Origin of the sequence: Streptomyces sp. CB02959, assembly GCF_002803155.1 — a bacterium.
GTDB lineage: Bacteria > Actinomycetota > Actinomycetes > Streptomycetales > Streptomycetaceae > Streptomyces.
Window position 1 is genome coordinate 16,673 of sequence record NZ_NNBP01000052.1, and the last position, 14,340, is coordinate 31,012.

Consider the following 14,340-nt stretch of genomic DNA (forward strand, 5'->3'; position numbering starts at 1 on the left):
GAGGAAGGCGAACTCATGGCTGAGGTCCTCTCCCCGATCGTCTCCGAACGCATCTGGGCCCTACCGATCTCGGGAGCTTCGGTGAAGTTCCTCCAGTACCTCATCTTCCGCTCGGACCACGGCGGCTACCTGCCGATCCGACAAAAAGACATGGCACGGGAGTACAACGTCACCCCCCAATCCATCAGCAACCTCATCGCCCCCCTGATCGACCTGAAGATCGTGCTCCGCCCCCAAAACGAAGACGGCAGCAAGGGCAACTCCTACAGCCTCCACCCGCTCGCCGCGAAGTACGCCAGCCACCAGGACATGGAGACCGCCTTCCGCAAGGCCCTAGCCACCATCAAGGCCGGCGACCTGCCTAACCTCAGGCTGCCCTCCTACGCCGCCGTCCCACCCACCGAGAGCGACGGCCGCCCCAACCTCCAGGTCGCCTGACCTCGTCTGCGGGCCCGGGAACTGCTGGGCAAAAAACAGGGGCCCCACCGAGATGGGGCCCCTGCGCCTGAGTTAGAGGTTCTCCGCGCACTATACCCACGCACCACAAGATCAGCACCCGGAAGCGCCCTCGGGCACTCCCCGGCGGCGGGCCAGGCGCATCGCGTGGCCTCGGACGGACCGGGTGCAAGATCGGACACTCGTCTGGCCGTCTGTCGCACGCTCGGCCGCATATCGCCACGGTCAGCTGCGCCGTTGGTCCTGCGCGACCACCCGCAGCCTCGACGTGCGGCCCGGACCACGACAGCCGGAGCGAAGGCCCGTAGCGATGCAGCTGCCGCTCGTCGCAGACCAACAGCCATGGCGTCCCTGCCCGCGCAGCGACGCTGGAAGCTCGGGCGACCGGAGGAACCGAATGGGTGGACCGTGGCGCCTCAGGTCGGCCCACCGAGGCGCGCTTGCCGCCGCACCCAGACGAATGAATGAGTCGCCGCAGCGGACTTTCAGCTGTACTAGTGGGCCGTTCTGCCGGCACGCTGCCGAGCGGCCCCTGAAGGTGGGCCAGCATTCGCAAGGCGCTGTCCGGCCAGACCCCCGGCGTCTACGGCGAGTGTGAAGGAGCTCGGCCCCGACCGTATGTTGCATACCGCTACGCGTTCGCACCTTCCTGTGCGGACTGGGGGCCGGACGGTTCGCAGGACAGGAACGTCGATGAGTCACGGAGAACTTCTCACGCAGAAGGCTCGCTACCGCTCGCGGTGCACGGGCATCGGGCACCAGGCTGGCCTCCAGCACCTCAAAGCCCTCCCCGCACAAGACCCGGTACCAGCCGCCAACCGGGACCAGGCCCGCCTGGAGGCCGTCGTGTTCGCGCGGCTGGGCGGCACGAGCGATTACTGTGCGCACCCCGCCGGCATCGCGCGCGTTCGACCCAGCGTCGACCACCTGGTCGTGGAGGTCGACTCGAAGCTCGGCCCCGAGCACTCGCTGCCGAAGCACTGCCTTCAGACTCTGCTGCCGACCGAGTACATCGGGCGTGGCGGAGACGAAGAACGGGAGCCGGGAGGTTTCGCCGCGGTCAGGCTCCTCGGGATCGACGCGGCGGGCCTCCACCTCGGACTGGCAGGAACCGATGCTCGTGTCACCATCACCGGACCGGATCCCGAGCAGTGGCGGACCATGGTCACCGAACACCGGGCCTTCTGCCACGACGCCGACCTCGTCCCCTTGTGGGACGCGCCCGCGTTGACCCCATTCGAAAGTGCCTATCTGGCCGCAGACTCCACCTGGTGGGAGAAGCAAGCAGACCGCGCGTGGGTCGCCAGCGGCCTCCTCCGCCGCATCGCTCTCTTCCACACGGTGACCAAGCCGTACTCCCTCAACTACTGGCCGCATGGACTGGGCTGGAAGTTCGAGCTGCGCTACGAACCCGACGTCCCGATGGACCACGAGGAGCTCCTCGCACACCTGACCCACCCCGCATGGGGAATGCAACTCCGGGCCACTCGCGAGCACTGCGCGTGCAAGCCGTGCGACTGCGACCAGGGAGCAGAACGCAATTGCTGGTACACCCTCGATGAGGGAGGAGGCCGTCGCGACGGGATCAGGATCCACTTCCGCCGCGTCCGCGTCGGCTGGGACACCGAGCGTGAATACGAGCGACTCGTGGCGGCAGGCGCTGACTCCCAATGGCTCGCGCAGGCCCTACCGGCCCGCCATCAGCGTTCAGCCGCCTAGAACGCATCCCCAGCAGCGGGGCCGAGCAGATCCCCAGCCCGGCCCCGCTGTTCCTCCGCGGACCGGCATGGCCTGGCCGGGAGCTTTGCGCCTCGGCCTGCGGCGCCCGTGCAGGCCCCATCCGCGCCGACTCGTCGTTCGCCGACCGCTGGGACCGAGCCTCTGCCCCGCGAGCTGGGCTCGAACAGGCCGTGTACGGCGGCCCCGGCAGCCACGCGATCGCCGCGGCCTACACCCTGGCTTGGGCCTCGGAGCGATCGGTACGCTGCCCTCCCGCGATCCAAGACCTCCGCGCCAAGGTCCAGATCGCCGGCATCGAAACCGCACGAGGACGCAGCAGCGGACACCAACGCGTCGTCGGCAGCTAACCCCGCGCAGCCGCGGGACCCGTTCGCTGCACCACCAGCGCAGCGGATCCGCGGTGGCCAGGCCGTCGACGTCCACCTGGACGAGGTCCGCCTCCGCGACCCATTCACCTGCCTCGATATCTGGTGGAGCATCGCATCCGCTGACCTTTCCCCCGCGGGCGCATGAGAGGACGTGGTGAGGACGGGCAACTATCGCGACGTGGCCGACCTGGCTACTTCGGTCCGCGACGCGGCCGATGCCGTAGCCAGGTGGCCAACCAGCCGAGAAGCCGTGGCAATCCTGCTTGAGAGCTGCAGAGCCTTCGTCGGACGGTACGGCGACCTCGACGAGCCGGTCGGGTTGGCCGCTGAGGGCGTTCGGCTCAGCCCTGCTGAAGAACCTGAGTGGCCAGCACGTCCCTTCGCTGGCCGGCGCCCGGGAAGGTGCGGTCATTCGACCAAGGGCGGGGCCCCGTGCGGGCGGCCCGTCGCCCGCCTCAGGACGACCGACATCACCCCCTACCCGCTGGGGATCCGCTCCTGCCGCACCCACCTGAGCGACGAGGAGCGCACCCGCCTGAAGGCCGCAGAATCCCTCCGACCACAGGGCCCTTGGGCCGACCAGCCCGGCCGGTGTGAGCAGTGGCTTAGAGCGGGACGCTGGTGCCTGCGGCCCGCGGTGGAAGCGACCGCGGCGCGCTGTGAGCGTCACTCCACCGATGCCGAGCGGCGCCGGCGAGCAGCGCGAGCACAGCAACACCGTCACGGCCCCGACCTCCCCGCATGCTGGGGCTGGCCCGTCATCGCGGTCGCGGACTACCGCCAGGCCCGCGACTGGCATGCAGGACGCTGCGCCGTCTGCGGAAGAGCGGGCGCACGTCTCGTAGATGACCACTGTCACGCAACGGGACTGCTGCGCGGATGGCTGTGCAGCGGCTGCAACGGCCAGGAAGGGAAGAACCCGCTCAGCCTGTACTCCGCCTACCGCTACCGACCTCCGGCCGTGCTGCTCCGGTGGGCCATCCCCTACGGCGACCCGCGCAGAGAAGGCGCTCAGCCACTGCCGTGGATCGTCGCAACATACGGTGAACGCCCCCGCGAACCTCGCGCGGCCGCCGAATACCTCGCCCGCGTCGCGATGAGCGCCTTACGGCGTCAGACGGAATAACCCGTTCTCTCAAGCCGCCGAACCTGCCGCTTGTCTCTACTACGGCGTCCGGCGGCGGCGCCCGGCTCGTGGTCGCCCAGGGGGCTTGTCGCTGCCGCTCGCTGGGCCGCCGGCGTGGTTCCCTCGGGCCGCCGGCGGCCCAGCTGAGCTGAAGCGCGGTAGCCGGCGCAGCGGCAGGTTCGTGTCGCCATGATGAGAGCTGACATGGCGACCTGACTGGTGCCGAGCCTCCAGTAGGGTCCGGTCATGGCCATGGAACATCCCAACTCGTGGGCTGTCGAAGCGATTCGACGGGTGCAGTCAGACGGCCTGGGGCTGACACCGACGCCCCTGCGTCGGCTTCGGCTACCCGCGATCCGGGACGTCGAGATCTACGTCAAGGACGAGTCCGCGCATCCCACCGGCAGTGTGAAGTATCGCCTGGTGCGGGCCATGTTCTGTGAGGCGATAGCTAGCGGCGCTATCAGGGCGGATACGCCGGTAGTCGCGGCTACGAGCGGAGCGGTCGCCGTCGCCGGAGCTCACTTCGCGAGGCTGCTGGGTCTGGCGTTCACCGCCGTCGTGCCGGCGAAGACCTCGGTGGACGTCCTGGCCAGGATCGAGGGGGAGGGCGGCCGGTGGCAGGTGGGTGAGCAGCCGCCGGCCGCGGTGCAAGGGGAGGCGAAGGCGTTGGCCGAGCGGCTCGGTGGCCACTTCCTGGACCACTTCAGCGACGCGGAGCGGGCGGTGGCCGGATGGGGTGAGCCGACGATCGCCGACGAGATCTTCGTTCAACTGAGCAGGGAGCCACACCCCATCCCGAAGTGGATCGTCACCGGTGCCGGAACGGGGGCGACCTCGGCAGCGGTCGGGCGCCACTTGCGGCGACACGGTCATTCGACTCGGCTTGCCGTGGTGGACCCGGAGAACTCCGCCTACTTCCCCGCGTGGGCGAGCGGCTGCGGCGACTACACCACGGGGATGCCCTCGCGGATACCTGGCATCGGTCGCCCACGCATCGAACCCGGCTTCCTGCCGGCGTTGATCGATCTGATGATCCCGGTACCGGACGCGGCGTCCATTGCAGCCCTGCGGTGGCTTCACGCTACCGCAGGGATCGAAGCCGGACCGGCGACCGGCACCAACTTCTGGGGGACGTGCCACCTCGTGGCACGGATGCGCGAGGCGGGGACGCAGGGCAGCATCGTCACCATCATCGGCGACACTGCTGATCCGTACCGGAATACCCACCTTGACACGGCGTGGGTGCGTGCGCGAGGCCTCGACCCCACACCCTACGAGGACGAGATCAAGCGGTTCGCCCGCACCGGGGAATGGCCGGCCGGATAGCGGCCCGCGTGACGGCCGGGCGAGGATGCCCCTCAGGCCTCTACCCTGACTTGATCGGGCCGATGTCAGAGCCCGCTGTCATCATCCGGCCATGCTCCTCAGCCCGAAGTCAGCGTGCGCCATCGTCAAGGACCTCACGCAGAACTGCGCCCTCCCCCTTGCCCCGGAAGTGCTGTTCCGTACCCAGCTGCTGCGCCACCACAGCCACATCGTCATCGGCGACGTGGCACTGCGCGGCTACAAGCACAAGGCGCGCTGGACGTACGACGACCGCGAGGTACGCCGCGCCGGCCACGCCCTTGCTGAACTTCCCGTCGACTTCGACGACCTCGTCGAGGCACACCTGCCCGAGTACCGTGACCACGATCCGCAGGCATGGGAGCGTTCCGACTGGCGTCGCCAGCTGAGGTCCTGGATGTACGACGCCGCCTTCCACAAGTCCTTGCGAGAACGCCGCTACGGCGAGGACTACCGGAAGATCGGGAAGAACGGCCTGCCGGGCACACTGACGATGGACGAGTTCGTCCAGGCCCGCAACGACATGCTGCACATGCACCACATCGCGGGCACCAAGCCGCGCGGACTGCTGTCCTGGTCCGGGGAACACTGGTTGCTGCCCCGCGCCTATGTGGAACTGCTGGACCGCTGGGAGCCCCTGGACGACGACCTCGCCAACCGGGCCCGTATCTGCTCCGGCTGCAGTACCCAAGGCCCGCGCTGGGCTTGGCGGACACCGACCACCAACGGCTACGTCACGTTATGCCCGCCGTGTTCAGGGGCGACCTACCAGAGCTACGAAGGTCATCTTCACGGCGTGCTGTACGACTCGCTGCGGCGAACCATGCGTGCCGACGATTACCTGTGCCGGCTCTGCGGCCAGAGCCGTGCGTTCACCTGGGACCACTGCCACGACCACGGCTACGTCCGAGGCCCGCTGTGCGCCAGCTGCAACACCTTCGAGGGCAAGGGCGTGCGCTTCCTTGAACGGACCGGCAGCGTGCTGCACCTGCTGGAGTGCAGCGGCTGCCAGGCCCGACAGACCCTCCCCTCCCGCTTCCACACCGAGGTGATCCGCGCGCACCTGGAGCAGACCGAGCGACACGGCCGCTGCTGCAACCGCCCCCACGCCGAGGAATTGGACCACGCACACGGCATCCGCCGGTTCGTGCTGCACTGCCACCAGAACCGTTGGACGCGGGACGTCACCACCAGCGAGGCCGCCGACCTTCTCCGCGCCTTCATCGCCACGGCACTTGCCTCCAGGTGGACATGAGTGCCTGCCGGGCCGCGCCGCAGGTGGCCCGCGGGGGCGTCCCCCGGGTCATCACCGGGCCCGGGCCGGCCTTCGCTGGGTGCCGTCATCTTCCGTTCGCCCGGGCAACGTACGTCCCGGCGCTGGAGGGCCCCTCCTCGGACCTCCGGCGGGTTTCGCGCCTTGGCTTCTTCGTCGACCAGGAGGACGTAGTCGTGCTCCGGTTGCCGGTCTCCGGCCGGGCCTGCATGGCGCCGGCCCGGCTTCCAACTGGCCCATCGCTTCGGCTGGTGTAGCCGGTGAGCGTGCTCGCCGGGCGGTGGGGCGGAGTACGAGGTGGGCCCTGTTCATACGCGGTGATAGCCGTTCCGGTCATTTGGGTTTGGTGGTGTCTGCCGTGTTGCAGGGATGGGGGGAGCGTGTCCGGGCTGAGGTGTTCGGGGCGCTGCGAGACCGCACAGAGGGGGCGCTATGAGTTGGATTCGTCCGATTGCCAATGGGCTGCGTACCGATCATCCGGTTCCGGGGTTGCCGTTCATCAACGACGAGCGGTTGCCGTTGGACAATCCCGATGCGATCGAGCGGACCGGCCGCAATCAGGGGGTAGGGCTGTGGGGGCGCACAGATTCCTTACGTGATGGCGGATGGGTGGCCTTCACGACGGAAACGAAGAACCGCGCCTACGCGTGGGCTGTCCATCAGCACCCCACTTACGGCCGCACCGTGTTGCTGATCCGCGACCAGGACATGAGTTCCCTGCACCACGATTGGATGTTCGGGCGCAACGGCTTCCTCTACCGGCACGGCGGCTACTGGTGGGACGGAGCCGCATGGCACCGGCCGAGTCAGGTTGTGGACCGCGCCTATGAGGGCTACGAGGCCCGCCCGGTAGAGGACGCCATCACGGTCACGGCCGCCGACCTCCTGGCCCGCCCGGGAGAACCAGGCAACGCACGAATCATGAAGATCGCGGACTTCACCGCGCCGAAGGAACCACTGCCCCACTGGCGCGACCATCTCGCCCTGTGGGCCGCCTCCCGTCAGCCCGGCGCCCTGCCGCTCGACCGATGCGTCATCGACCTGCGGGCACCGGAACTCGAACCGCCCCACCTCGTCGACCGGACGGGGCTGGCACAGATCGCGGGACTCGCACTTGACGACCTACCCGACCCGAAATACGGGCGCCGCGACCTGCCCGTTCCGCAGACCGAAACCGCCGAGGGCCCGCGCTGGTCCCAGCCCGTCGCCCGCGACTGGGCCGAGCAACACCACAGCATCCACGGGCCGCAGGCGCTCCTATCCGGCACGACAGCGTTCGATACTGAACAGCCACTCGGCCTCGTCGCCGACCACAACCGCCTGACAAAGATCATCTGCGACAGCCTCGAAGACGCGGACAGCCGCAAGCGAAAGCGTGGTCTCAGGCATGGTCAGACGAAACATGAGGAGTCCGCTGCGGATCTCGCCTGGTGGCCCGCGGTCGCTCTCAGCAACGACCCCAACGGCCTCGTCCCCGTCGCGGCCCTGCGCACCACGCTGGTCGAGGCGGTTGTCGGAGGCCTCGCCGAAGACGTCGACCGGGCCGGGAAGTCAAACAGAGCAGGCGTCTCCCTCGGGGACATCAGGACCGATGTCGTCAAGCTCCTGGACTGGTACATCCTGCGCAAGCCGGGCCGGGCACCGGCGCTCTTCGGCGAGATCTGTCTGATCGCCCGCTTGCGTCTGGGGCTGGAGCCCAGGAACGTCGGCGACCTCCTTCGACGGTCCCTTCACCTCGACAGTGAGTTGGACGGCGACACAGTCGACGCTCTGCTGGATCTGGCACTGCCCCCCTCCGCGAAAGAGCCGGGGCCTGCCGGACATGAACGTGGGTGACCGGGCTGAGGCCGGCGGCGCCAGCCTCTTCCGCCGTCGGGTGCGCTCGTGGCTATCGCCAGGGCTGCATCACCAGCAGGAAGAGGCAGGGCGTGGCGGCGAGCGCGATGAGTGCCGGCCGACGGGTTGGCCCGGTCCGGTGCTGACCGCGGTCAGGGCGACGACGAACGTAGTGATCAGCACCAGGACGCCAAGCAATGAAGTCAGGGTCGAGGACGCGCCTGCGGCTTCGGCGGCCCAGGTAGTTGCGTGGCCCAGTACCGTGCAGGCCGCCCCGGTCAACAGCGCCCAGATGGCGCGACTGGTCCACTTCGTGGGGGAGTCGGCGCTGTCAAAGGTGCGATGGAGATAGCTCCACAGTTGGAGGAAGCGACGGTGTAGCCAGGAAACCACCCTCCCAGTGTGTCGAGCCCGTCGTGCCAGAGGCGGTGGTCTCCGAGAAGAGGTCGAGGCCTCGCCCGCGACCGTCGGTTGGGCCTCGCGCTCGTCCCCCTGTTGTCTCCGTCGGCGGGCTCGTGGTCCGGCCTAGCTGGTGCGTCGGCTGATTCGGGCGGGTCCGCCCGAATCAGCCGGCACACCAGCCGGTGCTGCGCTCGCGGCGCGGGTTGCGGATGTTGAAGGGCGCGGCGGGATCCCTTCCGCCGCGCCCCACCCGATTGGCCATCAGGAGGGGGCAGCATGAACGTCGTGGGGCCGGTGACACAAACCCCGGCCGGAAGGCGCCTTCGCGTACACCGGTGCAGCCCCAGCTGCGCAACCCCAACTACGCCCAGATCCATGGCTAACGAGCACACCCCCTGCCCCTGCGCGCCACTCGGCGCGCAGGGGCTTATTTGTCGGCCTGCGGGCTGAGGGTGCCGCTGTCGCGGAAGCGGACCAGGTCGTCGTCCAGGCCGGTGGCGAGGCGCATCGGGGTCAGGTCGACGTTGGCGTCGGCCGCGCGCACGCGAGGCTGGGAATGCACGGGGACGTCTGCCACGCCGCATCCCTTCCGTCCGTATGTTTCCCCGCTCGCCTGAGCGCTCAGGTACTGCGGAGTGCCGCCCGCATGGGTTCACCACCCGTCGGGAGGAGATGGGTCCACAGTTGGAGGAAGCGACGGTGTAGCCAGTAAGTCACCCTCCCAGTGTGGTGGGCCCGTCGTGCCAGAGGCGGTGGTTTCCGGGAAGGGGGCGGGGTCCCGCCCGCGGTCGACCTGGTGGTCGAGGCCGGTATCCGTTCGCCGCTGCGATCTCGCAGCTCCGCCCCCGGACCGTGGCTCCCGCCGCGCTCGCCCGCCGGCGCATCGTGCTGGTCGGCCGGCGCTGCGTCGGTCGGCGGGCGCGGTCCTGCGTCTCTGGCCCCGCGGTCCGGCCTGCCCTCGTCCGGTGGCCGCGCCGGTGGTCCGGCTGTTGGTCAGCGGCCGCTGCTCGGTGTCCTTCGTCCCGCTCCAGCCGACTCGGTCGGCTGCGACGCGGCTGCGGCTCGTGTTTCGGGCGGGGGTGCCGGAACTTCTGCTGCTGGGGGTCGTTTGGGTTGGTGCGTCTTGTCCCCAGAGATACGGCCGGGCCCGCGCCGTCACGCTGCGGGCCCGGCTCCTGTCCAGATCCTCGAACGGAACGGGACGGAACCCAGCACGCACGAGAGCTGCGCGCAGAGCCAGATACCTGCGAGCAGCACGGCATGCTTGCCATTGCCGCATGCAGCGCCTTCCTCATTGCCCGCGCACATCACGGCACGGCTTGCGCGGGCGGGGGCCCACGAGCTCTCGGAGCAGGCCGGCCCGCCTGGTGCTCACGGCGTGCAGCTGTCGGCGGTGCAACAGTCCGCCGCGCTGGACCCGGCGAGCGCCGTGAGGTCGCCGCGCGGTGGCTACGTGTTGGAGGAGGCGGCCGCCTTACTCAGCGCCGAGCGTGCCTCACAAACTGCCAGTTATTCCAGCTTCCGGCACGTCGTTGCCACCGCGGTGACAGCATGGTGGTGGCGGGTGCCGACTGGAGAGCAGGGAGGTCGTAGGTGGCGGGGCGGGGTCCTTCAAGGCAGGAACTGATCAGGCGCCGACGCCGCAGCGGGTTCGTTGGACGACGCAGTGAACAAGCTGCGTTCGAGCAGGCGCTGCGGCAAACGCCTGAGGAGGCGACGCAGTTCCTCTTCCACATCCACGGCCCCGGCGGCGTGGGGAAATCCACGTTGGCACGGCAGTTAGAGAACGCCGCGCGTGAGGCAGGTGCGATCACCGCCTACGCCGACGAATCTGCCGCAGACCCCATCGAGGTGATGGAGTCCGTCAGCGCCCAGCTCGCCGCGCAGGGCGCGCCGTCGAAGGACCTCGACAAGGCGCTGGCGACCTACCGACAGCGGCGTCACGAAGCCGCCTCCAGCCTGGCCGAGGCCGAGACGACGGCCGGCTCCCCTGACTCGGCCGCGCCGCCCTCACCGTCGAGCATGGTCGTCTCACAGCTGGGCCTGGCGGGCCTTGGGCTGATACCGGGCGTGGGCGCGTTCACCGGCGCGGTCAGCGCCAGCCATGTGGCAGCCGGCGCGGACCGCCTCAAGACGATGCTCAGCGCCCGCCTGCGCAGCCCCGCGGACGTCCGGCTCGTCCTCTCCCCGCTCCAGGTCCTCACCCCCGTCCTCCTCCGAGCCCTCGCCGACGCGGCACAGAGCCGGCCATGGGTGGTGCTGCTCTTCGACACCTACGAGCGCACCGGCCCCCTGCTGGACACCTGGCTACGGGACATACTGGTCAGCGACCGGTACGGCGAGCTGCCCGCGAACGTGATGGTGCTGCTGGCCGGCCAGTCCCGGCTGGATATGCAGTGTTGGGCCGACTCGCTAGACCTCGTCACCGACCTCCCCTTGGAGGTCTTCACCGACGACGAGGCCCGCCATTTGCTGGCCACCAAGGACGTCACCGACGCACGCGTCGTTGATGTGATCCTGAAACTGTCCGGAGGACTGCCCGTCCTGGTCTCCATGCTTGCCGAGGCCCGCCCCACAAACCCGGCCGAGGTCGGCGATCCCAGCGGTACCGCCGTCGAACGCTTCCTGAAGTGGGAGACCGACCCCGCACGCCGCGCCGCCGCCCTCTCCTGCGCCCTCCCGGTGACACTGGACCAGGACATCTGCCAAGCCGCCATCGATGACGAGGAAGCGGCGGGGGAACTGTTCACATGGCTGCGCTCCCTGCCCTTCGTGCGCGACCACGCCGGCCGCTACCTCTACCACGACGTGGTACGCAACGCCATGCTGCGCCTGCAACGCCACCAGTCACCCGAACGCTGGCGAGAGCAGCACACCCGCCTGGCCAATGCCTTCCAGCAGCAGCGTCGGGAAATTGAGGGCCGCACCGGCTCCGACGAGGCGCACTGGGACGACGAACGCTGGCGCACCTCCCGCCTCCACGAGACCTACCACCGCCTGTGCGCCGACCCCCACGCCGCCCTGCCCGACGCGCTGGGCGAACTCATCAGCGCGTACCACCACGACCTCGCCACCCTCCGACGCTTAGCGGACACCGTCGCACACGCGGGTGAGGATTCCGAAGCCACTGCCGTCATCGAAGCCGGACAGCGACTGCGCGCCGCCCTCGACGAACCCGACCCGGCGATCGCCGCCTTGACCTTTCTCCTCTCCCACACCACCCTCAGCCCCCAGAGCCGGGCGCTCGCCCACGCACTGCGCGGCCGGGAGCACCGCAACGCCGAGCGGTACGAGCAGGCGATGATCGACTACGACCGCGCCATTGAACTGGGGCTGGACGGGAGCCTCGCCTACTTCGGGCGCGGACTGACTTTCTGCCAGCTCCGCAAGTATCAGCGGGCACTTGCCGACTTCACCAGGGCCATCGAGGCCGACCCCACGGACAAGGTCGCTCTGGCCCAGCGCGGCCTGGCGCACCAGTTCCTCCGACAGTACGAGGCGGCAATCGAGGACTATGACCGGGTCCTCGCCATCGACCCGGACGACACCTGGGCTCTCACCAGCCGTGCTGTGACACGCCATGATCTGGGCCGGCACGGGGCAGCTCTTGCCGACTTCAACCGGGCCCTCGCCATCGCTCCAGATGACACTTGGACCCTCCACCACCGCAGCCGCACCCACAGCGCCATGGGCCGGTACGAGACAGCCCTCGCTGACTGCGATCGAGCCCTCGCCATCGACCCGGACTACGCCTGGGGCTTCACCAACCGTGGTCTCACCTACCGCGACCTGGGCCGGCACGGGGCAGCTCTTGCCGACTTCAACCGGGCCCTCGCCATCGCTCCAGACGACACCTGGGCCCTCGCCAACCGCGGCCACACCCACGACGTCATGGGCCGGCATGAGGCGGCTCTTGCTGACTTCGACCGGGCCCTCGCCATTGCTCCAGACGACTGCTGGATCCGCGTCTCCCGCGGGCGGGTCTACGAGACCCGCGGTCACTATGCACAGGCCCGAGCCGACTACAACGCGGCGCTCGACCGGGATCCCACATACACATGGGCGCTCAGCAGTCGCGCCCGACTCCACCGCCATCTTGGCCACTGGGATGCATCCGTTGCCGACTACACCCGGCTCCTTGAGATCGACCCCGCTGATGCGTTGGCCTACACCCAGCGAGCCACCGCACACCGGTTGAAGAACCAGTACACGGCTGCGCTGGCCGACCTCGGCCGCGCCTTGGAGATCAATCCGGACGACCAATCCGCCCTCGCTCACCGAGGGCTCGTCCACCGACTCACCGGCCGGTACGAGGCAGCCCTGACAGATCTCACACGCGCCGTCGAACTCGCCCCCGGCGACGGATGGGCCTACTACGAACGCGCGGTGGCATTGCACGCCTTGCGGGATCCCGCCCGCGACCGGGCCCTCGCGCGCGCCGTGGAGATCCTGGAGCCTGAGGCCGCATCAACGGAGGGCGCCTCGGCCGTCGTGCCGACGCTGGGCAATCTCTTCCTCATTCACTGCCTGATACCTCACTGGGACGAGGCGGACCGCTGTCTGACCGCCTTCCTTGCTGCCCTGCCATCCCCCGGTCAGCTCGCCGAACTCCGCACCGTTATGGACACTCTGGTGGACGTGTGCCACGGCGTGGACGAACATCTAAATCCGTTCCGCCGTCGACTGGCCGACGCCCTTGCCGACACCGCGGACCGCTGAGTTGCCGTACCCGCCTCCCGGATAGGGATCTTCTGACGGACCTCCGTGGCAGAAGGAGCGGCGCCTGGTGCACGCGATCGCCAAGGCGGCGGGATGTCTTCACGGCAACGCAGCATGGGGCTCACGCCCTTGGGGCTGAGGGAGGGTGGTCCAGGCGCCGCGACGCCGTGGAAATCCGCCAGTCCTGGAGCTGTTGGAAGAGGCGCACGACCGGCTGGGCGCCGCCCTCGCCGGGGTGTCGTGCCGGCATCTCTTCTGTCGCGGTGGTCGAAGAAGAGGTTGTGCTGCGCGAGTGGTGGGGCGCGGCGGGTGACGGGTGCTGCGGTGTGGGCTTGGTGAGTGCGGGGGGACCTGGGGTTCCGCCGCACTCCTTCCGATTGGCCATCAAGAGGGTGTCCAGGATGACGGCCCGGGACTGGTTGAACAAACCGGCCCCGGGCCGTTCGGTCTGCGGGTGGTCGGTCAGCTGTTGGTCTGCGGGCCGAGGGTGCCGCTGTCGCGGAAGCGGACCAGGTCGTCGTCGAGGCCGGCGTCGAGGCGCATCGGCGTCATCTCGACGTCGGCGTCGACTGCGCGCACCCGGGGCTGGGGCTCCCGGGGCTCGTCCGTGGTGGTGGTGTCGTGGTGTTGGGGCCGTGGTCGAGGGGCTGGTGGTGTGTGGTGTTCATGGGCGTGTTCGTACGACCGTCCCCCACGCCCCACCCCACCGCCGTGAAAACCCCGGCTCGGAGCCACTTGCGCGGCTAACCCCTTGCTGCTCGAAGGTGCTGCCACCACCGGCCGTTAGCACCCCCGAACCTGCTGGTCCACTCTTCGCGAATCCCTGTCAGAACCTGCTCTGACGTGCTGGTTTACGGATTTTCGCGAGAGCTGGATTGGTGTGGTTCCGGCGGCGACGGTGGCCCCATCGTGCCCAACCGGGCGCAGCACTACGGCACACCGACCGAGAGAGAAGAGCCATGACGACCCGCCAGCCGGACCTGACCCACCAGCCCGGCACCACCCACCCGCCGCAGACCGCCCGCGCGGCTTTCTCCCCGCCGATTCCCCACTGTGGCGAGGTGTGGGGGTCT

8 protein-coding genes are annotated in these 14,340 nt (G+C 69.1%); 7 read left to right on the forward strand and 1 reads right to left on the reverse strand.

The genetic code is table 11. The annotated features are described in order from the left end of the window. Positions 1-15: 15 nt before the first annotated feature. The 6 genes from CG747_RS44655 to CG747_RS44685 all read left to right on the forward strand — a co-directional run bounded on the left by CG747_RS44655 (position 16) and on the right by CG747_RS44685 (position 8,146). Positions 16-438: a hypothetical protein gene (locus tag CG747_RS44655; protein WP_100607613.1), complete on the forward strand. Its 423-nt coding sequence runs from the start codon at positions 16-18 to the stop codon at positions 436-438. Positions 439-1,149: 711 nt separating this feature from the next. After that, a complete protein-coding gene (locus tag CG747_RS44660) occupies positions 1,150-2,175 on the forward strand; it encodes a hypothetical protein (protein WP_100607614.1) in 1,026 nt (341 codons plus the stop codon). A 1,026-nt stretch (positions 2,176-3,201) separates the two neighbouring features. Then, on the forward strand, positions 3,202-3,690 hold the full coding sequence (locus CG747_RS48675; protein ID WP_180986009.1) for an endonuclease domain-containing protein: 489 nt from the start codon (positions 3,202-3,204) through the stop codon (positions 3,688-3,690). Between the two features lie 246 nt (positions 3,691-3,936). Continuing rightward, positions 3,937-5,019, forward strand: coding sequence for a PLP-dependent cysteine synthase family protein (locus CG747_RS44670; protein ID WP_100607615.1), 1,083 nt, complete (start codon positions 3,937-3,939; stop codon positions 5,017-5,019). Between the two features lie 91 nt (positions 5,020-5,110). Next, positions 5,111-6,292 (forward strand): endonuclease domain-containing protein, encoded by a 1,182-nt coding sequence (locus CG747_RS44675; RefSeq protein ID WP_100607616.1) that lies wholly within the window; start codon positions 5,111-5,113, stop codon positions 6,290-6,292. Positions 6,293-6,742: 450 nt separating this feature from the next. Continuing rightward, the gene (locus tag CG747_RS44685; RefSeq protein ID WP_100607618.1) at positions 6,743-8,146 is read left to right on the forward strand and encodes a hypothetical protein; all 1,404 of its coding nucleotides are present in this window, start codon (positions 6,743-6,745) and stop codon (positions 8,144-8,146) included. A gap of 829 nt (positions 8,147-8,975) precedes the next feature. Here CG747_RS44685 and CG747_RS48680 read toward each other — a convergent pair. Beyond that, on the reverse strand, positions 8,976-9,125 hold the full coding sequence (locus CG747_RS48680) for a hypothetical protein (RefSeq protein ID WP_180986010.1): 150 nt from the start codon (positions 9,123-9,125) through the stop codon (positions 8,976-8,978). Between the two features lie 1,016 nt (positions 9,126-10,141). Between CG747_RS48680 and CG747_RS44690 the strand changes: the two genes are divergently transcribed. After that, positions 10,142-13,267, forward strand: coding sequence for an ATP-binding protein (locus CG747_RS44690; protein WP_100607619.1), 3,126 nt, complete (start codon positions 10,142-10,144; stop codon positions 13,265-13,267). Positions 13,268-14,340 lie beyond the last annotated feature (1,073 nt).

Coding starts and splice junctions, on each gene's coding strand:
- CG747_RS44655 (WP_100607613.1), top strand. CDS start 16: ATGGCTGAGGTCCTCTCCCCGATCGTCTCCGAACGCATCTGGGCCCTA.
- CG747_RS44660 (WP_100607614.1), top strand. CDS start 1,150: ATGAGTCACGGAGAACTTCTCACGCAGAAGGCTCGCTACCGCTCGCGG.
- CG747_RS44670 (WP_100607615.1), top strand. CDS start 3,937: ATGGCCATGGAACATCCCAACTCGTGGGCTGTCGAAGCGATTCGACGG.
- CG747_RS44675 (WP_100607616.1), top strand. CDS start 5,111: ATGCTCCTCAGCCCGAAGTCAGCGTGCGCCATCGTCAAGGACCTCACG.
- CG747_RS44685 (WP_100607618.1), top strand. CDS start 6,743: ATGAGTTGGATTCGTCCGATTGCCAATGGGCTGCGTACCGATCATCCG.